This window comes from Hydrogenophaga sp. (genome assembly GCF_031426985.1).
Classification (GTDB): Bacteria; Pseudomonadota; Gammaproteobacteria; order Burkholderiales; family Burkholderiaceae_C; genus Hydrogenophaga.
In genome coordinates, this window is the sequence record NZ_JASJOY010000168.1 from 1 (window position 1) to 23,781 (window position 23,781).

Annotated in this window: 21 protein-coding genes and 1 riboswitch; of the genes, 2 read left to right on the plus strand and 19 right to left on the minus strand. The window is 66.1% G+C overall.

All coding sequences use genetic code 11. The annotated features are described in order from the left end of the window. Positions 1-136: 136 nt before the first annotated feature. The 16 genes from tolA to RMP09_RS18065 all read right to left on the minus strand — a co-directional run bounded on the left by tolA (position 137) and on the right by RMP09_RS18065 (position 15,573). Positions 137-1,021: a cell envelope integrity protein TolA gene (gene tolA, locus RMP09_RS17990; RefSeq protein WP_310567348.1), complete on the minus strand. Its 885-nt coding sequence runs from the start codon at positions 1,019-1,021 to the stop codon at positions 137-139. 16 nt (positions 1,022-1,037) lie between these two features. Then, on the minus strand, positions 1,038-1,466 hold the full coding sequence (locus RMP09_RS17995; RefSeq protein ID WP_310567349.1) for a biopolymer transporter ExbD: 429 nt from the start codon (positions 1,464-1,466) through the stop codon (positions 1,038-1,040). Positions 1,467-1,468: 2 nt separating this feature from the next. Continuing rightward, complete coding sequence (tolQ, locus tag RMP09_RS18000) at positions 1,469-2,185, minus strand: protein TolQ (protein ID WP_310567350.1); 717 nt, start codon at positions 2,183-2,185, stop codon at positions 1,469-1,471. 12 nt (positions 2,186-2,197) lie between these two features. Next, positions 2,198-2,656, minus strand: a complete 459-nt coding sequence (gene ybgC, locus RMP09_RS18005; RefSeq protein WP_310567351.1) for a tol-pal system-associated acyl-CoA thioesterase — start codon at positions 2,654-2,656, stop codon at positions 2,198-2,200. Next, entirely contained in the window at positions 2,653-3,873 is a 1,221-nt protein-coding gene (locus RMP09_RS18010) for a pyridoxal phosphate-dependent aminotransferase (RefSeq protein WP_310567352.1), read from the minus strand. The genes ybgC and RMP09_RS18010 overlap by 4 nt, the downstream gene beginning before the upstream one ends. 16 nt (positions 3,874-3,889) lie before the next feature. Next, positions 3,890-4,408 carry a transcription antitermination factor NusB gene (gene nusB / locus RMP09_RS18015; RefSeq protein WP_409559753.1) on the minus strand — a complete coding sequence of 173 codons (519 nt, stop codon included), beginning with the start codon at positions 4,406-4,408 and terminating at the stop codon, positions 3,890-3,892. Between the two features lie 102 nt (positions 4,409-4,510). Further along, positions 4,511-4,975 (minus strand): 6,7-dimethyl-8-ribityllumazine synthase, encoded by a 465-nt coding sequence (gene ribH / locus RMP09_RS18020; protein ID WP_310567353.1) that lies wholly within the window; start codon positions 4,973-4,975, stop codon positions 4,511-4,513. Positions 4,976-4,999: 24 nt separating this feature from the next. After that, complete coding sequence (gene ribBA / locus RMP09_RS18025) at positions 5,000-6,133, minus strand: bifunctional 3,4-dihydroxy-2-butanone-4-phosphate synthase/GTP cyclohydrolase II (protein WP_310567354.1); 1,134 nt, start codon at positions 6,131-6,133, stop codon at positions 5,000-5,002. Continuing rightward, positions 6,130-6,777 (minus strand): riboflavin synthase, encoded by a 648-nt coding sequence (locus RMP09_RS18030; RefSeq protein ID WP_310567355.1) that lies wholly within the window; start codon positions 6,775-6,777, stop codon positions 6,130-6,132. Before RMP09_RS18030 ends, ribBA begins: the two co-directional genes overlap by 4 nt. A 95-nt stretch (positions 6,778-6,872) precedes the next feature. Then, positions 6,873-8,012 (minus strand): bifunctional diaminohydroxyphosphoribosylaminopyrimidine deaminase/5-amino-6-(5-phosphoribosylamino)uracil reductase RibD, encoded by a 1,140-nt coding sequence (gene ribD, locus RMP09_RS18035; protein ID WP_310567356.1) that lies wholly within the window; start codon positions 8,010-8,012, stop codon positions 6,873-6,875. Positions 8,013-8,024: 12 nt separating this feature from the next. Next, on the minus strand, positions 8,025-8,477 hold the full coding sequence (locus RMP09_RS18040) for a type IV pilin protein (protein ID WP_310567357.1): 453 nt from the start codon (positions 8,475-8,477) through the stop codon (positions 8,025-8,027). A gap of 36 nt (positions 8,478-8,513) precedes the next feature. Beyond that, the gene (locus RMP09_RS18045) at positions 8,514-12,887 is read right to left on the minus strand and encodes a pilus assembly protein (RefSeq protein WP_310567358.1); all 4,374 of its coding nucleotides are present in this window, start codon (positions 12,885-12,887) and stop codon (positions 8,514-8,516) included. A gap of 16 nt (positions 12,888-12,903) precedes the next feature. Beyond that, positions 12,904-13,383 carry a PilX N-terminal domain-containing pilus assembly protein gene (locus RMP09_RS18050; protein WP_310567359.1) on the minus strand — a complete coding sequence of 160 codons (480 nt, stop codon included), beginning with the start codon at positions 13,381-13,383 and terminating at the stop codon, positions 12,904-12,906. Positions 13,384-13,439: 56 nt separating this feature from the next. Beyond that, entirely contained in the window at positions 13,440-14,486 is a 1,047-nt protein-coding gene (locus RMP09_RS18055) for a PilW family protein (protein WP_310567360.1), read from the minus strand. Next, on the minus strand, positions 14,483-14,968 hold the full coding sequence (pilV, locus tag RMP09_RS18060) for a type IV pilus modification protein PilV (RefSeq protein WP_310567361.1): 486 nt from the start codon (positions 14,966-14,968) through the stop codon (positions 14,483-14,485). Before pilV ends, RMP09_RS18055 begins: the two co-directional genes overlap by 4 nt. Next, positions 14,965-15,573, minus strand: coding sequence for a GspH/FimT family pseudopilin (locus tag RMP09_RS18065; protein WP_310567362.1), 609 nt, complete (start codon positions 15,571-15,573; stop codon positions 14,965-14,967). Before RMP09_RS18065 ends, pilV begins: the two co-directional genes overlap by 4 nt. Before the next feature lie 197 nt (positions 15,574-15,770). On the opposite strand from RMP09_RS18065, the gene RMP09_RS18070 reads away from it, so the two are divergent. Beyond that, a complete protein-coding gene (locus RMP09_RS18070; RefSeq protein ID WP_310567363.1) occupies positions 15,771-16,286 on the plus strand; it encodes a GspH/FimT family protein in 516 nt (171 codons plus the stop codon). 10 nt (positions 16,287-16,296) lie between these two features. Here RMP09_RS18070 and nrdR read toward each other — a convergent pair whose 3' ends face one another. The 3 genes from nrdR to RMP09_RS18085 form a co-directional block, all read right to left on the minus strand. Continuing rightward, positions 16,297-16,746 carry a transcriptional regulator NrdR gene (nrdR, locus tag RMP09_RS18075; RefSeq protein WP_310567364.1) on the minus strand — a complete coding sequence of 150 codons (450 nt, stop codon included), beginning with the start codon at positions 16,744-16,746 and terminating at the stop codon, positions 16,297-16,299. Positions 16,747-16,837: 91 nt separating this feature from the next. Continuing rightward, positions 16,838-18,082, minus strand: a complete 1,245-nt coding sequence (gene glyA / locus RMP09_RS18080) for a serine hydroxymethyltransferase (RefSeq protein WP_310567365.1) — start codon at positions 18,080-18,082, stop codon at positions 16,838-16,840. A 61-nt stretch (positions 18,083-18,143) separates the two neighbouring features. Beyond that, a riboswitch (ZMP/ZTP riboswitch) is annotated at positions 18,144-18,288 on the minus strand. 62 nt (positions 18,289-18,350) lie between these two features. Further along, positions 18,351-19,265 carry a transglycosylase SLT domain-containing protein gene (locus RMP09_RS18085; RefSeq protein WP_409559754.1) on the minus strand — a complete coding sequence of 305 codons (915 nt, stop codon included), beginning with the start codon at positions 19,263-19,265 and terminating at the stop codon, positions 18,351-18,353. 704 nt (positions 19,266-19,969) lie between these two features. On the opposite strand from RMP09_RS18085, the gene RMP09_RS18090 reads away from it, so the two are divergent. Beyond that, on the plus strand, positions 19,970-23,683 hold the full coding sequence (locus tag RMP09_RS18090; RefSeq protein ID WP_310567366.1) for a DUF748 domain-containing protein: 3,714 nt from the start codon (positions 19,970-19,972) through the stop codon (positions 23,681-23,683). Positions 23,684-23,781: the final 98 nt, after the last annotated feature.

The window sequence follows — 23,781 nt, forward strand, 5'->3', positions numbered from 1 at the left end:
GCAAGTTCCTGCAAACCAATCAACACGATGAACGCGCTAAAAGCATACAAGGGGGGCTGGGCCTGCCTTGGGGCGGCCCGGCGGCTGGCCCGTCTGAGCCCCCACGCTCCGCCGCTGCGCGGGGCGCTGGCCTTCCTCAATCCTGCGGTCGCAGGCCGATGATGAGGGCGGGCGGCACGCGGCCGTCGGTGTCGCGGGGCAGGGTGGCCGTGCGGTCGATGGCCTTGAGCACCGCTTCGTCCCAGTCGGCGTCGCCGCTGCTCTTGACGATGCGCCGGCCCGCGATGGTGCCGTCGGGCAGGGTGCGCACTTCCACCTCGGTGCGTGGGTTGCCCACGATGCTTTCGGTGAACACCACGTTGGGCTTGATGCGCGCGGCCACGCGCGCGCCGTAACCCGCCGACGGCCCGGCTGACTGTTGTGCCGTGCCGGTGGCCTGTGGCCCACCGCTGGCGCCGGCCTGGCCCAGCATGCGGCGGATGTTGGCTTGCCTCTGGCGCTCGGTGGCTTCTTCGCGCTCGCGCTGTTCCTCGGCCACTTTCTTCTGGTCGGCCGCCTTTTTCTGTTCTTGCAGACGCTTCTTGTCGGCCGCCGCCTTGTCCGTCGCGGCCTTTTCGGCCTGGGCTTTCTGCCGCGCGGTTTCCAGCGCACGCTGGGCCTGTTCCTTTTTCTGCTGCGCCCGCTGGGTGGCGATCTGCGCTTCGCTGGGGCCGGATGGCGGCGGTGGCGGCGGGGCCGGTCGCGGTTCGGGGCGCACCTCGGGCGCAGGGGGGGGCGGAGCAGGGGGCGGCGCTTCGGCGCGCGGGGCGGCCTGCACCGGCAGGCGCGACCAGAGTTCGGCCTCGAACACGGGCGTGGGCGCGTCCTGCTTCCAGCCCACGCCCCAGGTCAGCGCCGCCACCAGCAGGACGTGCGCCAACAACGCCAGCGCGGTCGGACCGAGCCAGTGGCCCTGGCGCGGCGGTGCCAGGCTCAGGTGGTCCTGGGCGGCGTGGCGCGACAGGGCGAAGCTGCTGGTCATGGCCGGTGGGTGGGCGTCAGCGTGTGGTCTGCACCGACAGGCCGACGCGGTCGACACCGGCGCGCTGCAAACGGTCCATCACCGCCACCACGGTTTCGTACTTCACGCCCTTGTCGGCGCTGATGACCACTGGCACCTGCGCGTCGCCGCCTTGCAGCTGCTGCACGCGGGCGGCCAACTGGGCCAGCGGCACGTCGGGGCCCTCGGCGGCGCCGGCGCCGTCGCGCACCTGCAGGCGCTCGCCCTGGTCCACGATCACCTGCACGAAGCGGTCGGGCTGGCGGCCGGCCTGGCCCACACTGGGCAGGCTGATCTGGCTGGGCGTGATCAGCGGCGCCGTGACCATGAAGATGATGAGCAGCACCAGCATCACGTCGATGAACGGGACCATGTTGATCTCGTTGATGGTGCGGCGGCCGCGGCCGCGGGGGGCGAACCGGGCCATGTTCAGCGGGCCGTGGGCGCGGCGGCGGCGGCAGCGGCGTTGGCCTGGGCCGCCACGTTGCGCTGCAGGATGTTGGAGAACTCTTCCATGAAGGTCTCCATCTGGTTGGCCACGCGGTCGATGTCGTGCGCGAAGCGGTTGTAGGCCACCACCGCCGGGATGGCGGCGAACAGGCCGATGGCGGTGGCCACCAGTGCCTCGGCAATGCCGGGGGCCACGGTGGCCAGCGTCACCTGCGCCAGCGAGGCTAGGCCGGTGAAGGCGTGCATGATGCCCCAGACCGTGCCGAACAGCCCCACATAGGGCGCGACCGATCCGACGGTGCCGAGGAAGGCGAGGTTGGCTTCGAGCGCGTCCATCTCGCGCTGCAGGCTGGCCCGCATGGCGCGGCGCGCGCCGTCGAGCAGGGCGCCGCTGTCGGTGATGCGGCGCTCGCGCAGCTTGTGGTATTCGCGCATGCCGCTGGCGAAGATGCGCTCGATCGGCCCGCCCTCGCGGTTGGGTTGTGCCGCGGCGGTGTAGAGGTCGTTGAGGTTGCTGCCCGACCAGAAATCGCGCTCAAAGATGTCGTTGCGGGCGCGCACGCGGCCCAGCGCAAACAGCTTGCGGAAGATGGCGGCCCAGCTGACGACGGACACGCCGACCAGCAAGGCCACCACGGCCTGGACCACCCAGCTCGCGTGGAGCAGCAACTGGACGATGGACAGGTCTTGGTTCATGGCGGGTGGGGGTCAGGTTGTGGGGGATGGGGCGGGATGGGCGGCTTGCAGCACCTGCAGCACCGCGGCCGGTATGCGCTGCGGCCGCAGGGTGGCGGCGTCCACCCAGCCGATGCGGATGCTGCCGTCGCACAGCAGCGTGGGTTCTTCACCGGCCTGCGGCGGTTGCAGGAGCGCGCGCTGCGCAATCGTAAGCGAGGCCTTGCCGATCTCGACCGGCGCAGCTGTGACCAGCAGTAAATCGTCCAGCCGCGCGCTCTGGCGGTAGCGCAGGTGGCAGTCGCTGACCACGAACATGCCGCCGGTCTGCTCGCGCAGGGCCTGCTGGCCCAGGCCGAGCTGGCGCAGCCATTCGGTGCGCGCGCGTTCGAAGAACTTGAGGTAGTTGGCGTAGAAGACGATGCCACCGGCGTCGGTGTCTTCCCAGTACACCCGCACCGGCCACTGGAAGGCAGCGGCCTCGCGGTTCACAGCGCGGCCTCCAGCCGGGTCACCGCCTCGCGCAACTGCTCCATCGAATTGGCGGTGGAAAAACGCAGCCAGTGCTGCGGCTCGGCCAGGCCGAAGTCGCGCCCCGGCGTGGCGGCGATCTGGCAGCGCCGCATCAGCTCGAAGGCCAGGGTCCAGCTGCCGCCGGGCGCGCCATCGGCGCCCTGCAGGGGAATGCCCCAGCGCTCGCACAGGCCGCGCACGTCGGTCCAGGCGTAGAAGGCGCCGTCGGGCATCACCGGCACGCCCAGGCCCAGGCGGTCGAGTTCGGGGATGAAGAAGTCGCGCCGGGCCTTGAACTCGGCACGGCGGCGCTCGTATTCGGTCAGGCTGTCGGGCGCGAAGCAGGCCAGGGCGGCGTGCTGGGCGATGGTGCTGGCGCAGATGAACAGGTTCTGTGCCAGCCGTTCCACCACCGGCACCAGCGCGGGCGGCAGCACCAGCCAGCCCAGGCGCCAGCCGGTCATGTTGAAGTACTTGCTGAAGCTGTTGATGCTGATGACCTCGTCGCCCAGCCCGTCGGGCAGGCCCAGCGCGCTGTGGCCGTAGGCGTCGTCGTAGCTCAGGCCGAGGTAGATCTCGTCGACCAGGGTGATGCCGCCGCGTTCGCGCACCCAGCGGGCGATGCGTTCGAGTTCGTCGCGCGCGATGCTGGTGCCGGTGGGGTTGGACGGCGAGGCCAGCAGCACGCCGCGCGTGGCCGGACCCCAGGCCTGCGCCACATGGTCGGCGCTGAGCTGGAATCGGTCTTCAGGACCCGACGGGATGAGCACCGCACGCCCCTCGGCCGCCTGCACGAACTGGCGGTTGCAGGGGTAGCTGGGGTCGGGCATCAGCACCTCGTCGCCGCTATCGATGAGCGCCAGGCAGGCCAGCTGCAGTGCGGCCGAGGCCCCGGCGGTGACGACGATGCGGGCCGGATCGATGGCCAGGCCGAAACGGCTGGCGTACCAGCCGCTGATGGCCTCGCGCAGCGCGGGCAGGCCGGTGGCGTCGGTGTACTGGCTGCGGCCGTCGCGGATGGCGCGTTCGGCGGCGGCCTGCACCAGCGGCGGCGCGGTGAAGTCCGGCTCGCCGATGTTGAGCTTGATCATCGGCCGGTCGCCCGGGCGGGCGTTCGCGGCCATGTCGCTGGCCGCCTTGGCCAGCTCCATCACGTAAAAGGGTTCGACCCGCTGGGCGCGCTGCGAAATCCGCATGGACCGGGCGCCGCGTTCAGTCGCCGGCGGGCGTGTCGCTCGCCGGCTTGGCCTTGCGGGTGGGTGCCTTGGCGGGGGCGTGGGCCACTTCCACCGGGCGCAGCTTTTCGGCCAGCTTGTGCAGCACACCGTTGACGTACTTGTGGCCGTCGGTGCCGCCAAAGGACTTGGCCAGCTCGATGCATTCGTTGATGACCACGCGCCAGGGCACATCGGGGCAGTGCTGCAGCTCGTAGGCGCCGATCCACAGCACGCCGCGTTCGATGGGGGAGATCTCGACCAGCGGGCGGTCCAGCAAGGGGCCCACCAGCGCGTCGGCCGCGCCCCCTTCGGCGATGCAGCCGTGCAGCAGGGCGTCGTAGTGCACGCTGTCGGCCTTGTGGAAGCCGCTGAGGTCGCGGGTGAAGGCGTCGATGTCGCTCGCCTCGTTGCGGCCGACCAGGTGCTGGTAGAGCGCCTGCAGCGCGAATTCGCGCGCACGGGTGCGGGCCGACTTGTCGGCCGCTTTGCGGGGTTTGGGGGTGTCAGTGGTCATGGTGTGTGGTCAATGCCGGCCGCCGGGCCGCCCCGAAGCAGGCAGCGCCTCCCTTTTTGAGGGGGCCGCAACCCGCGCAGCGGCGCAGCGTGGGGGTGTCGCTTATCCGATCTGGGCCAGCAGGTGTGCCATCTCGATGGCGACGCGGGCCGCATCGCGCCCCTTTTCTTCCTGGCGTGCCACGGCCTGCGACACGTTTTCGGTGGTCAGGATGGCGTTGGCAATGGGGGTGTGCGTGTCGAGCGACACGCGTGTGACGCCGGCACCCGATTCGTTGGACACCAGCTCGAAGTGGTAGGTCTCGCCGCGGATGATGCAGCCCAGCGCGATCAGGGCGTCGTAGTCGTCCTGCTCGGCCATGGCCTGCAGGGCGATGGGCACTTCCAGCGCGCCGGGTACGGTCACGCGCTTGATGTTCTTTTCCTGCACGCCCAGGGCGATCAGTTCTGCATGGCAGGCTTCATACAGGGCGTTGGTGATGCCTTCGTTGAAGCGGGCCTGGACGATGCCGATGGCCATTTTTTTGCCGTCCAGCGGCTGGGTGCTGCCTTTGTCTGCGCCAAACATGGTGGTTCTTTCTGTGAAATGGGATCAGGCCGCCGTGCGGGCGAGGTAGCCGGTGATTTCGAGGCCGTAGCCGGTCATGCTGGGCATGCGGCGCGGGTTGCCCATGAGCTGCATCTTGTGTACGCCGCATTCGCGCAGGATCTGGGCGCCCACGCCGTAGGTGCGCAGGTCCATGCGGCCGCGTTCGGGCGCATGGGCCGAACGGGCCGTGCCTTCGAACTGGGCCAGCAGCTGCTCGGCGGTTTCGCCGCAGTTGAGCAGGACGGCTACGCCGGCACCGACTTCGCTGATGTGGCGCAGGCTCGCTTCCAGGCTCCAGCTGTGCATGGCGCGGCCGACTTCCAGCGCGTCGAACACCGACAGCGGCTCGTGCACGCGCACGGCCACGCTCTGATCGGGCGTCCACTGGCCCTTGACCAGCGCCAGGTGCAGGGCGCCGCTCGGCTTGTCGCGGAAAGCCGTGGCGCTGAACTCGCCGAAGGCGGTGTTGAGCGAACGGGTGCCCAGCTTCTGGACCAGCGATTCCACTCGGCTGCGGTACTCGATCAGGTCGGCGATGGTGCCGATCTTCAGGCCGTGTTCGGCCGCGAACAGCTGCAGGTCCGGCAGGCGGGCCATGGTGCCGTCGTCTTTCATGATCTCGCAGATCACCGACGCCGGGCTGCAGCCGGCCATGGTGGCCAGGTCGCAACCGGCTTCGGTGTGGCCGGCGCGCATGAGCACGCCGCCCTCGACCGCCTGCAGCGGGAAGATGTGACCGGGCTGCACCAGGTCGTCGGCGGTGGCGTGGGGGGCCACGGCGGCCTGCACGGTGCGGGCGCGGTCGGCGGCGGAGATGCCGGTGGTCACGCCCTCGGCGGCCTCAATGGACACCGTGAACGCCGTGCCCTTCTTGTCGCCGTTGCGCGCCACCATGGGCGGCAGCTTGAGCTGTTCGCAGCGTTCGCGCGAGAGGGTCAGGCAGATCAGGCCGCGGCCGAAACGGGCCATGAAGTTGATGGCGTCGGCCGTGACGTGGTCGGCCGCGAGCACCAGGTCGCCTTCGTTTTCGCGGTCTTCTTCATCGACCAGGATCACGATGCGGCCGGCGCGCATGTCGGCCACGATGTCTTCGACCGGGGAGATGGCCACCGGGGCCAGGGTTTCGGGGGCGTTCATGCGGTTTCCTTGTGCGTGTCGGTCAGGCCCGCGCTGAGCATGCGCTCGACGTAGCGGGCCACGGTGTCGATTTCGAGGTTCACCTGGCTGCCCGCGGTGAGCTGGCCCAGCGAGGTGTTCTCGACGGTGTGGGGAATGAGGTTGATGCTGAAAGTGCAGCCGTCGGCCGAGTCGGCCACGCTGTTGACCGTCAGGCTCACGCCGTTGACGGTGATGGAGCCTTTGTAGGCCAGGTACTTGCCCAGCGCAGGCGGCGCGATCACGCGCAGTTCCCAGCTCTCGCCCACGCGGTCAAACCGCGTGACGGTGCCCATGCCGTCGACGTGCCCGGACACGATGTGCCCGCCCAGCCGGTCGTGCGCGCGCAGGGCTTTTTCGAGGTTGATGCGGTGGTCGACGCGATCGAGTCCCGTGGTCTTGGAGAGGGACTCGGCCGAAATGTCGATGGTGAAGCGGTGCTGGGGCAGGTCCAGCGTGGTGACCGTCATGCAGGCGCCGTTGAGGGCGATGCTGTCGCCCAGGCCGACGTCGTCGAGGAAACCCGCAGGCGCCTCCACCGTCAGGCGCTTGCCATGGTCCAAAGAACTGCCGAGGGCGTGGAGGGCGGCGATCCGCCCCACGCCGGTGATGATGCCGGTGAACATCGGCGTATTTTCGCAGGTTTGCGCTGCCTGGCCGGCACAGAGGCTGGGTGGGCCGGAAAAAGCCCCGCGGCTCGTGGTGTGGTGTGGCGCCGGGGTCAGGTGTGCAGGAAGGCGTCGCGGCCACGCACCCGGGCGACGATGCGCAGATCGTCCCCGACACGGTCCACGCTCTGAAACGCCAGCGGGACGCCGTCGCTCAGCCTCTCCAGCGGACCGAAGTGGGCCACGCCACCGCCTTGGCCGAGCAGTTGGGGGGCGAGGTAGAGCAGGCATTCGTCCACCAGCCCTTCGCGCAAGAAGGAGCCGTTGAGTTTGTGGCCGGCTTCGACATGCAGCTCGTTCACTTCGCGCCGGCCCAGATCGAGCAACATCGCGGCGAGATCCACTTTGGCCCCGCTGCCCGCCGCCGGCCCCGGCATGTGGACCACGGTGGCCCCCAGGGACTGCAAGGCGGCCGTGCGATCACGGTCCTGGCTGGCGGTGTAAATCAGAATCTGCCGGGGCAGCCCATGCGCCGGAGGCTGGAACAGCCGCGCTTCCGGTGGCGTCTGCAGCCGGCTGTCCACCACCACCAGATGCGGTTGGCGCGGGGTCTCCACCAGGCGCACGTCCAGCATGGGGTCGTCTTCGAGCACGGTGCCGATGCCGGTGAGCACCGCACAGGCCCGGGCCCGCCAGGCATGGCCGTCGGTGCGCGCGGCCTCGCCGGTGATCCACTGGCTGACGCCATTGGGCAGGGCGGTGATGCCGTCGAGCGAACTGGCCATCTTCATGCGCACCCAGGGGGTCTTGCGGACCATGCGGCTGAAGAAGCCGATGTTGAGTTCGCGGCAGGCGCGAGCCACTTCGCTGCTCGGTGGCAGCAGTTTCACGTCGACTCCGGCGGCGCGCAGCCGCTCCAGCCCACGCCCCGCCACCAGCGGGTTCGGGTCGGTGGTCGCCACCACCACTTTGGCAATGCCGGCCGCGATCAGCGCATCGCAGCAAGGCGGCGTCCGCCCATGGTGGGAGCAGGGTTCCAAGGTGACGTAGGCGGTGGCCCCCACCACCGATGCACCGCGTGCCTGCGCATCGCGCAGCGCCATGACTTCGGCATGCGGGCTGCCGGCCTGCTGGGTGTGACCCAGGCCGATCACATGGTCATCGGGGTCGGTGATGACGCAACCTACGCGGGGATTGGGGTTGGACAGCCTCAGCGACCTGGCTGCCTGCTGGGCTGCCTCAGCCGTTCGCATCAACGAAGCCCGTCACTTCCAGCAACCCGAGCTGGCGGCGGCGCCCTTTTGCCCTTTTTGATCCAGCGTGAGCGTCCCGCAGGTGGTGTCACCGGATTGCGGCCCCTTGGGTGCGGCTTGCAGTTTGTACGTATTGACCGAAAGGGTGGGAGTTGTTGCGATGGAGATGGTGTAGCTGGCCGTCAGGTCGTTCATGCAGGCCAGTGTGGGCAGGCTGGAGGATGTGACGTTGGTGCCGCAGCTGGCCCCGGTCTTGGTGTAGGTCAGGCAGGTGCTGTAGTTGCGGTCCATCCATTGGGCCGTTTCGGTCAGGCAGCCGGTCGCCGTGGTTCGGCGGGTTTTGAGGACGTGGCTGGTGTAGCTGGGATACGCGATCGCGGTCAGGATGCCGACGATGGCCACGGTGATCATCAACTCGATGAGCGTGAAGCCTTTCTGGCGGTCGGGGTGCGTGAGGTTCTGCATGTCGTGTGATCCGTGCGTATGTCAGCCGTGTGTATGTCAGTCTCGGACGATTTCCCGCCAGGACAACCTGCCCTTGACGGGTGTGATGCCCCGGTTGATCCGAATGTCTTCAATGGTGCCTTTTGAGCCCCCAACGGCCAGCCGGTTGCCGATCAGGATGGCTTCACCTGGCTTGCCCACACCCAGGTCCACTGAACTGACATAGGCGCCACCGAACACATCGTCGGTGAACGAGCCATTGTCATTCACGTCAAAAAACGGTTTGGTCAATCGGGCGCCGGTGAAGGCGTTGATGGCGTTCACATACCCCCGGCCTCCTGGTTCGCAGGCGTTCACCGTGGGAATGAGCGAACTGGCCAGCAGCACCGGTTCGGCCAGCTTGTAGTAGTTGGATGCGGTCACGATGCGCTCGCCGGACCCAGGCAAGTCCAGATAGAACCCACTCTTGCCGCTCATGTCACCCGTGGTCGCAACGGCAACCACCCGCACTGGGGTCAGTTCGGTCTGCGTTGAGGTGCTGCCGTCACTGAGCGTGATGGTGGACGTCACGGTGAGGTCCCCTGTGCTGGGGACCGAACGAGGCACCAGGTTGGTTCGACCGGTGATCACCGCGCTCTCGTCGATCAGACCGTACCAGGTCTGCGTGCCCGTGCTGGAGGAGTCCGAGGCTTGGAAATCGCTGCCCGTGCCGAAATAGATGAACCGCTTGCCGTAGTTGGGGCTCTCCGACACATCGTTGACGGCCATGGTGATGGGCGCCGTGATGGGTTGCGCAACGGTGCCGTATTTGGCCGTGTAGAAGGGGGCTGGCACGGTGCTGGTGCCGACGATGGCGGTATGACTCACCACCCAGGTGGTTGTGGTGGAGCCGGACACATCGAACTTCCAGACGTTGCCTTTGAGGTCGCCCGCGTACACCGTTTTGGCCTTGCCGTCTGCATCCAGCAGAACGCCGGGTGTGGCCAGGCCGTTGTCTCCCGCTGCCCCCGTGTCAATCTTGCGCATGAGTGCGCCCGTCTTCAGGTTGATGACGTAGAGAACCGCCTTGCCGTCGATGCTGTTGTAACCGTTGCCCACGATCGCCGCCCATTCGTCGTTCTTCATTTGGGCGATCACGGGGCGTCCGAGCATGTGGCCGAGATCCCGGTCTGTGGTGGATATGTATTCCCACAAGACATCGGTGTTGGCGAACGACCCGGGATTCGTGACCTTCAGACCAAACAGCCCCTTGCCACCCCGCCCGAGTGTGGCCACCAGGTGGTTTTCGGTGGTCTGGGCCCGGCTCGAAACGGCGATATCACCGTCGACGAAATACTGGTGACTGTCGTTGTAAGCCGCACTGGTGAGGTCTTTGAGGCGCGGCAGCATGGTGCTGGGGATGAAGGCGAACTGTTCGACGCCCGTTCCCGAATCAAAGGCATGCAGCATGCCGTCATTGGCCCCGACATAAACCGTGTTGGTGTCCTTCACGTAATAAGGTGACGAATGCGCGATGTCCCCCAGCACATTCGCAGCGGGGCTTGCCGGGCGGTTGCGGAACGTGCCGCCGTTCTGAATCTCTTGCGAGCGCTCACCGCGCACGTAACTCAGGACGTAGGTGTCGCTGTTCAGCGCCGTTTTTTCCGCCACGGAAAGGTTGTCCCAATCGAAACCCTTGCCCGTGCCCGCGTCCGACATGTACCGAATGTTGCGTGAACTCGCTGCAGGTACGTTCTCGGACGCTCTCCAATACACGTTCTTGCTCACGCCCGCGCTGGTGGCTCGGTAGGCATCCAGGTCGCCAGACCAGCGGGTGCTGTTGAAGGTCGCCTGGTACACCAACGCATCGGTGGACAGCACCGTGCTGTTCGCGATCACGTTGCCGCCACTGCCGTTGCGTTCGATGATGGTGTCGAACGCCTTCTTGAGCGATTCGCGCAGCTTCAGCGGGTTCTGGACCAGGAAATAGGTGTCTGGAACCCCATTGGCGTCTGCATCCCATTCCAGCGTCTTGTCGGGGGTGCCGCTGTCGTTCCGGTCGATGAAACCACCGTATTTGGCCGCGTACCAGAGCGGGTCCTTGAGCAGTGTGGCGCCACTGGCTGCGCCGGCCGTGAACGTGAAGGTTGCGGTGCCGCCGAGGGCGGGCAAGGTGTTGCACGAGGCGGGCATCGGTGAGGCGTCGCAGTAGCCGGCGGCCTGCCCCGCTGGAACGTTGAGGTAGTAGGCAGGGCCATACGATTCGTCTGTTGCGACCAGGTAGACGCCGTCCTGTGTGGTGCCGGAGATGACGTAACCCATGTTTTGAATCATGCCGCCAGCCTGGTAGGTCGGGATGACCGTCACGCTGAGCGAGCCGGTGGCGGTTTTTTGCACGATGTATTTGGCGATCGCGTCCATGTCGTGGTCCGCGCCCTGCTCCACGTCCTCGAAGTTGATCTGAAACTCCGCGTAGTAGCGGCCGCCATTGACCGAGGTATCGGCATCGCCGGCGCCGGAGTTGACAATCTTCTCGACGTAAAAGTCGACGATCTGGTCGGTGGGCTGGAACCGGCCTTTGGTTTCGTTGATGTTTGTACCGTCTTTGACCGATTTGGCAAACGGAACCAAGGTGATGACCTTGGTCGCCGTTCCCGAACCGAAGGGCACTTCAATCTTGGGCAACGGTGAGCTCAACGCCACCACATAGTTGTCAATGGTCTGCTTGCCCTTGAGGTCGCTGCGCAGATCGTTGGTCTTGGCATAGAAGGCCATGGAGGCGGAGTAGTAGCTGCCTTCCTTGGTGGGCTCTTCCGGGGCCAGGCCGCGGATGCGTCCCAGCGAAGTCACGTTCTTGGGGGTCGGTGCCGAATCGGCCGATGTGCCAGACTCACCAATGAACCGCATGCCGGTGATGTTCGACTCCACACCCGTGATGGTGGTGCCCAGCGTTTCGACATTCAGACCGGTGAGGTCGCCTGCGAAGGTGGCAGTACCCAGGGACGTGAAACTGTAGTGGCCCGGAATCTGGTCGGAGTCGAATGAAGGGTTGACGTCTGAAATGGTGAGGAAGGATGCCCGTGCGCAATACGGGGCTTTGGCCGAACTGGTGACCGAATAGGGGTCTTCCCAGGTGGCTGTGCTCAGGCCCACCTCCGCATCCTTGGTGGTGGCCGAATTGAAATCCGTGGTGCTGCTCGCCTTGCCAGCGAAATAGCGGGTCGCCTCGTACAGCATTTCAGAAACGGGGTTGCCCCAGTCCACGAATTCACCTGCGGCCATGGCGCGGTTGCTGACCCAGCCCCCACGGTAGGACTGCGAGCTGTTGCCATCGTTGAAGCCGCGGATGCGCAGGCGGTCAAAGGTGGTGACGATGCGGGAGTCGGTGGCCGATCCGCCGCTCAGATACGCCTTGAAAATACCGGTGGTCGCGTCCACCTCGTTGGCGAAACTGCCGACGGTCTTGCGCAGCCGTCCTCCCGACATGTTGTTGTCGTAGCTGCCGCTCAGCAGGCCGAAGTACATGGCGTTGCTTTCACCGTACTCGTGCAGCAGGCCGACAGGTTTGTAGGTCACCACACCCGCGCTGTCGGTGTAGGCCTTGCAGCCGTTGCGATAGCCTGACGTGCACACCAGCACCCGGATCGCAAAGTTCTGTTCTGCACCCGTGCCGACAGGAAAGGCGCCCGACGACAGAGAGTCGTGCAGAACGGGGCGCTCTTTGGATGCCCATTCCCAGATGCGCTTGCCTTCGCCCACATTCGTGCGGACCTTCAGCAGTGGGTTGAGCGAGTTGCTGCAATTGTTCAGTGTCGCGCAATCGGTGCTGTGGTTGGCGGTCAGATTCCCGAAAAAGTGTCGCTTGTCGGTGTCCGGCTCCGAAAAGGGCGTGTAGTCGCTGAGCTTGTATCCATCCACAAGATTGCTCGTGAATTCCTTGCCCCAGCTGTGCGCGTCCTGGGGGACGTAAGCGCGGCGCAGAACCGTATTCGCCGTGGTGTCGATTTCACGGCGACCACCGTACAGCACCTTGCGCAGTGCATCGATGCGGGTCGTGGTCATGTAGTTGAGCCAGTTGCCCGACCACTCTGCACTCGAGCCGGTGCAGACCCCCAGAGCGCCTGCGGTTCCTGCTGCGTAGAAACGACTGTCGGTGGTGGAATAGGCGTAGCAGTAGGAAGAGTCGAAGAGCCCGTAGTACGTGATGCTGGGTTTGAATCGCGTGTCCAGCGTGCCGTCACCGTCCACATCGCTGGCGTCGTTGTAGGCCTCATAGAACATCTTGTGGTCTTTGCTGGCCACGAGCATGGTCATGGGGGTGGCACTGATGGTCGACCCCGCTGGTGTGGCTGGCCAGATCACGGCATTGACTGCGAAGTTGACACCCAGCGCCGAAAGGGCGAGCGTGCATTTGAGCAACCGGTTCAGGGATTTCCAGGTTTTTGACTTCATGTTCAGGCTCCCACGTTCATTCGGTGGCATAGATCGATTGCAGCATCACGCTGGCCCGATCGCTGCCTGCGTTGCTGCGAGCGGTGATGCGGTAGCGCTTGCAGTTGGAGCTTTGGCTCAAATCGTTGGGCACACATGGGAAGGTATTGCCCAGGTATTCGATGAAGTACTGTGGGCGGATCGAATTGGAGCCGCTGACCACGGCGGTGGCGGTTTTCCAGCCGCTGAAGCTGCTGTCAGTCCAGCGGCTTGTATCGGTCGCCGCGGGGGCGCCACACACGCCAGCGCTGTTGCAGGCAGCCCCGGCCGCTGGTGTCGGTTTGTTGGCCTCGGCCCAGCTTTCGGCTTCGCGCAGCGCGGCTTCGGTGCTTTGAAAAGACAGGCTGCGATCGTAGGTGTGACCGGTCATGCGCTCTTCAAGCGACACGGTGCGCATCGCGCTGAGCCCCAGCAGCGTCATGATGACCAGCAGCACGAGCGCGATGATGAGGGCCACCCCCTGTTGCGGCTGCCTTGGGGTCGCGCGCCGTGAATGTTGATATCTCGAATCCATCAGATCACTCGGTTGCGCAGGTTGACCACAAAAATCTGTTGCCGCTTCAATGTGGCCTGGTTGGTGCCCACTTTGGTGAGGCTCTCCAGGTCCAGCGTCACCCGAACGGCAATGACTTGCTTGCTTGCAGCAGACGTCCAATTGGTGATCGAGCTCGCGCTGACCCAGTCGGCATCGGGCAGGCCGGTCGCCTCGTCTCGTTGCAGGTATTCGATCTGCATGTCCCTCACCCCTTCGGCAATCTCATCGGTGGCTGTTTTTGTCTTTCTGTAAAGAGACCGACCGCCTCTTGAGTTGATGCCGATGTACCAGAAAGAGGGCGCAATTCTGGCCATCACGCCGCCGGACGCGAATGTCTTGGTGTTGCCCACTGCGCCCAAGCAAATTGTCGGATAGCCCAGGCCCTTGGAACAGTTGCCTGGCGTCACCGTGCCCGTGTTGTGCACCACCGTGTCGTTGGTGCCGGTTGATGCGTTGGTGATCTGGAAAATCGCGGCGGAACCGTTGTCGCAAACCATGACAATGTCGCCCTCAACGAAACCATGGGTGAGGGTTGAGAGCTTGAAGGATGCCGCCGTCGCATTGTGTGAAACGACTGTGATCGCGCCATTGGCGTCGGCCAGTCGGATCGACACCGCGGCGGTGTTCGTGACCCGATTGGATGACGCGGTCCCGACTGGCACCACCAGGGGCGATGCCTGATTCTTGTCGTAGCCGCGAATGGGGCCTTCCGCCCAATTGGTTGTCCATTCGTCCGTGGCGTCGTTGACGACATTGGCCACCAGTTTTGCGCCGCATTGATTTCCGTCGGTTTCGCGGATTTCCCGCGCCATCAGCTCAAAGGAAATGCGGGCGTTTTCTTGCAGGCGGGCAAGCCCTTCGTTGCTGCGAAACGCCTGCTGATTGCTCAGGAAGATGCTCAGCACGCCGCCGATCAGGATCAGCCCGAGCAACATGGAGACCATGAGTTCGACAAGACCGAAGCCGGCTTGCCGTGTCCGGCCGGACCTGTTGAATGGTCGGATGTCTTGGCGGGTTGCGGTCACAGGCGGCTCCTGGTCTCGAAGGTCTGCGCACCCAGTCCCCCGGCAAGTTCGTCATTCCATTTGACGGTGATCGAGCACACGCCGGCGTTGTCGCAATCGATGATGCCGCAGGTGGAGTCGACATCGCCCAGGTTGCTTCTGAGGCTGTCCACCCAGTCTTTTCGCGTGTTGTCCGCCAGCGCGGTGCCGGTGAGGGCGGTGGAACTGCAAAGACCCGAAGAGGCCGTGTCGTAGCTGCCGCTCACGGCGGCAGATCGGTCGGCACGCATGGCATCGAGCATGTAGTAACTCAACATCACGGCCTGGCTTCTGGCAAAACTGCTCTGATTCTTTTTCAATGCGTTCGCCTGCAGGCCCGCCATGCCAAGCAGCCCCAGCGCCAGAATCAGGACGGCGACCAGCACTTCGATCAAGCCGGCTCCGCGCTGGGCAGGCCGATGCGCAGTCCATCGAATGTCGGTTGTTCTTCGATTCATCTTCATGTTGGAGCAGGGCAGGTGGATGCCACACTGGTCGGTGTGGAGGTGCTTAGGCGGCCTACGCGGCTCAACTCCACGTCCCGCGCACGAGAGTTGTTGGTCAACGCGGTGCTGGTGTTGCAGGAGCGCAGCATCCCGAGGGTGGAAATGCCCGCCAAGGTTCTGGGCCGACCGTCTGCACCGAACGACACGTAGCTGTTGACGGTGAGATTGCCTTTGATGAGCGTGCTGCCTGAGACCGCTTGTTGGACCAGCAACACCGTTTCACCGCTGTCAATGCTCGCAGTGGTGCCGGATCGGGTGGTGTCCACAAAAACCACCCAGCCCTGTTCCCAGTCGCCAGTGGACGAGCACGAGGTGCCTGTGCTGCTCTTGCACAGCGTCACCCGCGAGCCCCGGCGGATGGCTTCAGACCGCGCCATGTTCAAGGCACTGACCAGTTCGTTGGTCCTGCTCGTGAGCTGGTTGGCGGCAATGGTCGCGCGAAAACTCGGGACCGCGAGGCCCATGAGGATGGCCAGCACGGACAGGCTCACCAAGAGTTCGATCAAGGTGAATCCGCGATTCGCGGATTTTGTAGTGCCAAAGAAGTACGGTTGGAATTTCACATCCCAATTGTCTGGTGCGCCCGCCGGCTGCGAGGCGGTGGGCCGCCGAAGGGGTTGAGCCTGGGGATGAACGGTCTGTCCGGGGCACATGTTCCCTATTTTTGGGGAATACAAGGGCGCTGAATCTGAATACATTTTTGCTATTCGATTCAGGGGGCGACATGGGGAATACACCGTGCGAACGTGGGGCGAGTCTGGTGGAAACACTGGTGGCGCTGGGGGTGGCGAGCATTTTGGTGACCACGGCTGCACCATGGTTCTCGGGCATCGTCACCGATGTCAGGAGATCCAGCGAAACCAATGAGTTGTTGGCAGACCTGGCGTTGGCCCGCGCCGATGCCGTTCGCAGTGGACACCGCGTGGTCCTGTGCGTCTCTGGGGATCAGGCGACCTGCGCATCCTCTGGGCAATGGAGCCAGGGGCGGATCGTTTTCCAGGATCTGAACAACAACGCTCAGCGGGACGATGGGGAGCGGATTGTGGTGGTGCGAGAGAGCATCGCGCCCGATTGGGTGATCAAAGGCAACGCCTCGGTGGCTTCCTATGTGTCATACCACCCTGTGGGGCGGTCGAGGCTGGTCAACGGTGCGTTTCAAGCGGGGACTCTGACCATTTGCCCTGCCAGCGATGTTCCCATCAAAGGGGTCGAGATCGTGATCAGTTCGGCCGGCCGAGCGCGCAGCCAGCCGTCTGCGTTGTCCGAATGCCGGTAGCGCGAGCCGACTATCGGCGCACCTCATCCACCAAGGCACGGAACTCGTCGATGTCTTCGAAGCTGCGGTACACGCTGGCAAAGCGGATGTAGGCCACCTTGTCGAGCTTTTTGAGTTCGCGCATGACCATCTCCCCCAGCCGTGTGGCAGGGACCTCGCGGACACCGAGGTTGAGCAGTTTTTCCTCGATGCGCTCGATGGCGGCATCGACCTGCTCGGTGCTGACCGGGCGCTTGCGCAGGGCCAGAGCGAACGATGCGCGCAATTTGGCCGGCACGTAGTCCACGCGCCGGCCATCTTTCTTCACCACGGCCGGGAAGCTGACTTCCGGGCGTTCGTAGGTGGTGAAGCGCTTTTCGCAGTGCCCGCACTGTCTGCGGCGGCGGATGAAGTCCGCGTCTTCGGACACCCGGGTCTCAACGACCTGGGTCTCCAGATGACCGCAGAAAGGGCACTTCATTGGGAATCCGGCGCCGGGCCGCCCCAAGCCGGATTCGCGCCCCCATGGGGGGCAGCGACCCGCGCAGCGGCGGAGCGTGGGGGCACCATCCTCACTTGTAGACCGGGAAGCGGGACGTCAGGGCGTTGACCTTGGCGCGCACGGCTTCGATGTTCGCCGGGTCGCGCGGGTTGTCCAGCACGTCGGCGATCAGGTTGGCGGTCAGGCGGGCCTCTTCGTCCTTGAAGCCGCGGGTGGTCATGGCCGGGGTGCCGATGCGCACGCCGCTGGTGACCATCGGCTTTTCCGGGTCGTTGGGGATGGCGTTCTTGTTGATGGTCATGTGGGCGCTGCCCAGCACGGCCTCGGCTTCCTTGCCGGTGATGCCCTTGGCGCGCAGGTCGACCAGCATGACGTGGCTTTCGGTGCGACCGCTGACGATGCGCAGGCCGCGCTGGGTCAGCGTCTCGGCCACGATCTGGGCGTTCTTGACCACCTGCTGCTGGTAGGCCTTGAACTCAGGCTGCAGCGCTTCCTTGAAGGCCACGGCCTTGGCCGCGATGACGTGCATCAGCGGACCGCCTTGCAGGCCCGGGAAGATGGCGCTGTTGATGGCCTTCTCGTGCTCGGCCTTCATCAGGATGATGCCGCCGCGCGGGCCGCGCAGGCTCTTGTGCGTGGTCGAGGTCACCACGTCGGCGAACGGCACCGGGTTGGGGTAGACGCCCGCGGCGATCAGGCCGGCGTAGTGGGCCATGTCCACCATGAAGATGGCGCCGATTTCCTTGGCGATCTTGGCGAAGCGCTCGAAATCGATGCGCAGGCTGTAGGCGGAGGCACCGGCCACGATCAGCTTGGGCTTGTGCTCGCGCGCTTTGGCTTCCATGGCGTCGTAGTCGATGGCTTCGTTCTTGTCCAGGCCGTAGCTCACGACGTTGAACCACTTGCCGCTCATGTTCAGCGGCATGCCGTGGGTCAGGTGGCCGCCTTCGGCCAGGCTCATGCCCATGATGGTGTCGCCGGGCTTGAGGAAGGCCAGGAACACGGCTTCGTTGGCAGAGGCGCCGCAGTGCGGCTGCACGTTGGCGGCGTCGGCGCCGAAGATCTGCTTGATGCGGTCGATGGCCAGCTGCTCGGCGATGTCCACGTATTCGCAGCCGCCGTAGTAGCGCTTGCCGGGGTAGCCCTCGGCGTACTTGTTGGTCAGCTGGGTGCCTTGGGCGGCCATCACGGCCGGGCTGGCGTAGTTCTCGCTGGCGATCAGCTCGATGTGGTGTTCCTGGCGCGCGTTTTCCAGCTCAATGGCCTTGAACAGTTCCGGGTCGGTTTGTTCGATGAGGATGTTGCGGTCGTACATGGTTTGGCAGTCTCGGGACGGTCTCGGGAGTGTGGGACCCCACGCACTCGGGACGAGCGGCAGGGACTGCCCAGGCGAACGGCGGATCACCCGGCGGGCGGGCGGTGCACTTCCCAGTGGTTGTCCAGACCGGGCGGTCGGGGGGCCACGTCAGCGCCGACGGCGGGAAAACCGCCGCGCGCCTATCGCCAGTTGCGCACCGCGGTAGTTTAGCCGAGGGCTGGATGCCCGAGCGCGCGCCAAGGGCGGCGATCGGGCAACCTGGAGGTCAGGAGGTGGACAGCGCGCTGTCCGTGGCCGGCGGGGCGGCTGGCGATGGCGTGGCCAGCGGCGCCACCTCCGGCTCCAGCAGGCCGGTCTGGGTGGGCAGCTCCGGGCCGGGTTCGACGGGCACAGCCGCAGGGGCGGCCGTGTACACCGGGAAGCTGGTGGGCATGGGCTTGCCCAGTGCCACGCTCTGGATGCGCAGGTGCTCGGCCATCACCTTGTTGATGTAGTCGCCCCCGTCGCTGGTGACGGCGCCCACGTACAGCCGCAGACCGCCCTGAACGGAGCCGGCCTGCTTGATGCAGTCCTGCAGCACTTTCACGCCCACCCGCAGGTTGGAGACCGGGTCGAAAGCGGCCATGTGGCCACCGAAGTTGTCGTACTTGTCGGTGTGCACGCGCGTGAGCACCTGCATCAGGCCTTGTGCACCCACTGGGCTTTGAGCGTAGGGGTTGAAGCGCGACTCGATGGCCATGACCGCCAGGATCAGGGTCGGGTCTAGACGCTGTTTCTGGCCGATGGTGAAGGCTTCGGACACCAGCACGCTCAGCGGCTCTTGCGCCACGCGGTACTTGCGGCTGAGCCACTGGGCCACGTTGGCCTGGGCTTTGGGCAGCTCGGCCGGGTCGAGTGTGCTCACGCGTTCGGTCGCCAGCGGGTCTTCCGCCACCGTCTGCGCCATGACGGCCACGTCCTGGCGCTGCTGCAACCAGCCCAGCAACTGCTGCTCGGCATCGGCGCGCAGATCGGCGCGGGCCACCAGCGTGACCGCGGCGACCACGATGGCGGTGCCCAGCAGCGCCATGCCGTTGTGGCTGACGTCCAGGAAACCTTGGTAGGCATCCCGCAGGGCGGTTTTCAGTGAGGTGGCCGGGAACCGCTGGGCGGTGCTGAGGCTCGGGAATCTCGCTGTCATGTTGTCTCTCCGTTCAGGGCTGCGCGGGCCGGTGGGCTCAGGCAGTTGGATTGGGGGGACGCCATCAACGCCTGTGCCTCTTGGGCCGGGAGGGCGTCGAATTAGCCGGAATCGGCAGCGCTCGGGTTTACCCTGGGAGGGCAAGCCGGCGCGAATGGTAGGGGGTGTCAAATACCCAGTCAATGTTTAAGAATTGTTTTGTTAGATCAATTGGTAATAAAAAAAGACGATGCCGGGTGTGGGCGACGGTAGGTTCCGGCGACGAGCCCAGTGCGGGCAAGGGTTTGAGGGCGGCTTGGGTGGGTTGACCGTTTGTCGGCTGAGTGCCACCTTTCACGTCAAAAAGAGCGGTTTGCATCGGACCCGAATGACCCGCCCGACAGTGATTGAAATTCCCCATGGCGGTACCCGGCCTGGCGGCTTGAACCGCAGAGCGAAGCGGAGTAACCTGCAGCTGTCTGCTTCACTGCAGGCATCAGCCGGTTCAACGGTCCGTCCGTGCTCCGGTCCCCAACGGGAGCAATCTGTTGCTTCCAGGCTGGAGAGACATCCAACTCCCTCCGCCAAAACCGATGGCAAGTGCACTACGCCCGCCGTCAACCCCGACAGGCCCAGCCTGCCGGGGTTTCTTGTTTCTGGGGTGCTGCATTTTTCGTGCTGGTTTGTGCCGTGGTGTGGCGGCGGGCTTCAGCGACACTCGCAGCATGGACGCCGACCGCTCTGCACCCGTACCCTCCGTTTCTCCCGTTGCCGTGGCCGCTGGCCGTTGGCGTCGCCGCCTGGCCATCGCGCTGGCCGCGTTGTTGGGCCTGTGGGCGCTCGCCTGGCTGGGCGTGCCACCCTTGTTGAAGTGGCAGTTGCAGAAGCAGGCCAGCCAGGCCCTGGGACGAACGGTCACGGTGGATCGGGTGGACGTGCGGCCCTGGTCGCTGGAGCTGGAAATTACCGGTCTGAAGGTGGCCGATGCGGCCGGGACGGCCGAGCAGTTTTCGCTCGCTCGCCTGTATGTGGACGCCGAGCTGCAGTCGCTGCTGCGGCTGGCACCGGTGGTCGATGCGCTGAAACTGGAACAGCCACGCCTGCGCCTGCGCCACCTGGGGCAGGGGCGCTACGACGTGGACGATGTGCTGCAGCGCCTGAACCCGCCCGATGCTTCGCCGCCGGGTGAAACGCCGAAGTTCGCGCTGTTCAACCTGGAGCTGACCGGGGGAGGCATCGAGTTTGTGGACGCGCCGGTCGGTGTCACCCACCGGCTCGACCAACTGGTGCTGCGGCTGCCGTTCCTGAGCAACCTCGATTCACGCCGCGATGTGAAGACCCGGCCACAACTGGCTTTTGAACTCAACGGCAGCGCTTTTGACTCGTCCGGGGAGACGGCGCCGTTTGCGGACGCGCACCAGACCGACCTGCGTTTCAAGGTGCCGTCTCTGGATCTGGCGCCCTACCTGCCTTACTGGCCTGCGCAATGGCCCTTGCGGCCGCAGGCGGGCTTCCTGCATCTGGCATTGCAGGTGGCGTTTGAACAGCGTGAGGCGCCTCAGGTGGTCCTGTCGGGGGATGTGGCCTTGTCGGGCATCCGGCTGCAACAGGTGTTGCCTGGCGCCGCGCCGGCCGACGCACTGGCGTTTGAACGCCTGGCGGTCGATATCCGCCGGGCCGAGCCGCTGGCGCGGCAGATCCAGCTGGGCAAGATCGCGTGGCAGGGGCCGCAACTGGCGGTGGCGCGCGACGCACAGGGGCGCCTGAACTTGCAGCGCATGGCCGAGGGTTTTGTGACCGGCGGGCCCAAGACCACCGAACCGGCCCCGGCCGCCGCGGCGCCGGCCGAGCCCTGGCGCATCGGGGTGGATGAGGTGATCGTCAGCGGCGCAACGCTGCGCTGGGACGACGCAGCGGTCCAACCCCAGGCCCGGCTGGTGGCGGAAGACCTGAAGGTCGCAGCTCGGGACCTGACATGGCCGGTGCAACGGCCGGTGCCGTTTGAGCTGAGCACCCGGCTGGGCACCAGCAGCCTGACCGTGCAAGGCAGCGCGACGCAGGCCCGTGCGCAGGCGCAACTGCACCTGGGAGCATTGCCGCTCAGCCCCTTTGCGCCCTACCTGGCGCAGACGCTGGCCGTGCCCCTGAGCGGGCAGGTGGCGGCCGAGCTGTCGCTGGACTGGCAGGCCGCACAGCCGGACAAGCCCATGGGCCTGGTGCTGGGCGCTTCCACCGTGACCCTCTCAGACCTGGCCCTGGGCGCGCCCCGCAGCCCGCAGGCGGCCCTGCAGTCGCTGGTGGTGCAGGGCGCCCGGGTGGACCTGGCGCAGCGCGCGGTGAACATCGACCAGCTGCAGATCCAGCGCCCGCGGGTGCAGCTCGAACGCGATGCGCAGGGCCAGTGGTCGGTGCAGCGCTGGCTCAAACCGGCGCCCGCCACCGCGCCGGCCCGGCCCGCGGCCGCTTCGGCGCCGCCCTGGACGGTGGCCCTGCGGTCGCTGCAGCTGGGGGAGGGCGCACTGCGGTTCAAAGACGCCCAGTTCTCCGAGCCGGTGCAGCTGAGCGTCTCGGGCATCCAGCTCCAGTTGCAGAACCTGCAGCCGATGGCGGCGCGGCAGGCGCCCATGCCGCTGTCGTTCGCGGCGCGGGTGGCCGATGCGGGTGGCGGGCCGAACGAAGCAGGGCGGTTGAACTACAAGGGCGCGCTGCGCCTGCCGGCGCCCGCGCCGGGCCGTGATGCCCTGCTGGTCAAGGGCCAGCTGCAGGCCGACCACCTGCCGGTGCACGCGCTGGTGCCGTACTTTGGCGAGCGCCTCAACCTCGATTTGCTGCGCGCCGACACCAGCTACCGCGGTGCGATCGAGCTGGGACTGCCGGCCGACGGGCTGGCGCTCTCGCTCGCCGGTGACGTGGCGCTGGAAGACTTCCGCGCCAACACCCTGGCGCCCAGCGAAGAGCTGCTGGCCTGGAAGGCGCTGAACCTGCGCGGCCTTCAGCTGGCGCTGGCCCCTGGCCAGCCGCTGCGCCTGGCGGTGAACGAGACGGTGCTCAGCGACTATTTCGCGCGGGTCATCATCAGCGAGCAGGGGCGCATCAACCTGCAGGGGCTGGTCAAGGACAGCGACGCTCCGTCGGTGCCCGCCGGCAGCGCCACCGGCTCGGTGACCGCCGTTGCGTCCGGCACGGTTGTGGCGGCTGCACCCGCACCAGTGGCGACGCCCGCCGGGCCCGCGCCCGACATCCGTTTCGGCCCGATCAGCCTGGTCAATGGTCGGGTGTTTTTCTCCGACCGCTTCATCCAGCCCAACTACTCGGCCAACCTGAGCGAACTCAGCGGCGGCCTGAGCGCCTTCAGCAACGCCAGCACGCCGGGCGGCGGCACGCCGCAGCTGGCCGACCTGACCCTGCGCGGCCGGGCCGAAGGCACGGCCGCGCTGGAGATCGTGGGCAAGCTCAACCCGCTGGCCCAACCGCTGGCGCTGGACATCCAGGGCAAGGTGCGCGACCTGGAGCTGCCGCCGCTGTCGCCCTACAGCGCCAAGTACGCGGGTTATGGCATCGACCGCGGCAAGCTCAGCGTGGACGTGACGTACCGCATCGCGCCCGATGGCCAGCTCAACGCCAGCAACCAGGTGGTGCTCAACCAGCTGGCCTTTGGCAACCGCATCGAAGGCAGCGATGCGCCCAACCTGCCGGTCAAGTTGGCGGTGGCCCTGCTGGCCGACCGCAATGGCGTGATCGACATCAACCTGCCGGTCAGCGGTTCGCTCAACGACCCGCAGTTCCGGCTGGCGCCCATCATCTTCAAGCTCATCTTCAACCTGATCGGCAAGGCCATCACCGCGCCGTTCTCGCTGCTGGCCGGTGCCATGGGTGGCGGCGGGGACGAGCTCCGCCAGGTCGCCTTTGCGCCCGGCAGTGCGGTGCTGAGCGACGAGGGGCGCCAGCGGCTGGACAAGATCGCCAAAGCCCTGGCCGACCGGCCGGCGCTGCAATTGACGGTGATCGGCCACAGCGACCTGGAAGCCGAACGCAGCGGCCTGCGCCGCGCCCGCCTGGACGCCCAGGTGCAGGCCGAAAAACGCCGCGCCCTGGCGCGCAGCGGAGGCTCGGTCACCGGCACGGTGGTGGTGACGGCGGCCGAGTACCCGGCCCAGCTCAAGGAGGTCTACAAGCGCGCCGACATCAGCAAGCCGCGCAACCTGATCGGGCTGGCCAAGGACCTGCCGGTTCCGGAGATGGAAGCGCTGCTGCTGGCGGCCATCCCGGTCACGGCCGACACGGTGCGCGAGCTGGCTGTGGCGCGGGGCGTGGCCGTCAAGGACTACCTGGCCAGCCGCGAACTGCCCGAAGACCGCATGTTCCTCGGGGCGCCCAAGCTGGCCCAGGAGGGCGATCGCTGGGTGCCGCAGGCCGAACTGAAGCTGGCCGTGCGCTGATTTGACGGCGGGGGGCTTTCACCCCGCGCGACAGCGGCGACAATACGGGGTTGCCGCGCTCTGACCAGGGCGCGGCCCCCTTTTTGCATTCTGAGTCC

Bases quoted from the DNA above. Each gene is read 5' to 3' on its own strand.
- tolA (WP_310567348.1), bottom strand. From the start codon at position 1,021: ATGACCAGCAGCTTCGCCCTGTCGCGCCACGCCGCCCAGGACCACCTG.
- RMP09_RS17995 (WP_310567349.1), bottom strand. From the start codon at position 1,466: ATGGCCCGGTTCGCCCCCCGCGGCCGCGGCCGCCGCACCATCAACGAG.
- tolQ (WP_310567350.1), bottom strand. From the start codon at position 2,185: ATGAACCAAGACCTGTCCATCGTCCAGTTGCTGCTCCACGCGAGCTGG.
- RMP09_RS18010 (WP_310567352.1), bottom strand. From the start codon at position 3,873: ATGCGGATTTCGCAGCGCGCCCAGCGGGTCGAACCCTTTTACGTGATG.
- nusB (WP_409559753.1), bottom strand. From the start codon at position 4,408: ATGACCACTGACACCCCCAAACCCCGCAAAGCGGCCGACAAGTCGGCC.
- ribH (WP_310567353.1), bottom strand. From the start codon at position 4,975: ATGTTTGGCGCAGACAAAGGCAGCACCCAGCCGCTGGACGGCAAAAAA.
- ribBA (WP_310567354.1), bottom strand. From the start codon at position 6,133: ATGAACGCCCCCGAAACCCTGGCCCCGGTGGCCATCTCCCCGGTCGAA.
- RMP09_RS18030 (WP_310567355.1), bottom strand. From the start codon at position 6,777: ATGTTCACCGGCATCATCACCGGCGTGGGGCGGATCGCCGCCCTCCAC.
- ribD (WP_310567356.1), bottom strand. From the start codon at position 8,012: ATGCGAACGGCTGAGGCAGCCCAGCAGGCAGCCAGGTCGCTGAGGCTG.
- RMP09_RS18040 (WP_310567357.1), bottom strand. From the start codon at position 8,477: ATGCAGAACCTCACGCACCCCGACCGCCAGAAAGGCTTCACGCTCATC.
- RMP09_RS18045 (WP_310567358.1), bottom strand. From the start codon at position 12,887: ATGAAGTCAAAAACCTGGAAATCCCTGAACCGGTTGCTCAAATGCACG.
- pilV (WP_310567361.1), bottom strand. From the start codon at position 14,968: ATGAAGATGAATCGAAGAACAACCGACATTCGATGGACTGCGCATCGG.
- nrdR (WP_310567364.1), bottom strand. From the start codon at position 16,746: ATGAAGTGCCCTTTCTGCGGTCATCTGGAGACCCAGGTCGTTGAGACC.
- glyA (WP_310567365.1), bottom strand. From the start codon at position 18,082: ATGTACGACCGCAACATCCTCATCGAACAAACCGACCCGGAACTGTTC.
- RMP09_RS18085 (WP_409559754.1), bottom strand. From the start codon at position 19,265: ATGACAGCGAGATTCCCGAGCCTCAGCACCGCCCAGCGGTTCCCGGCC.
- RMP09_RS18090 (WP_310567366.1), top strand. From the start codon at position 19,970: ATGGACGCCGACCGCTCTGCACCCGTACCCTCCGTTTCTCCCGTTGCC.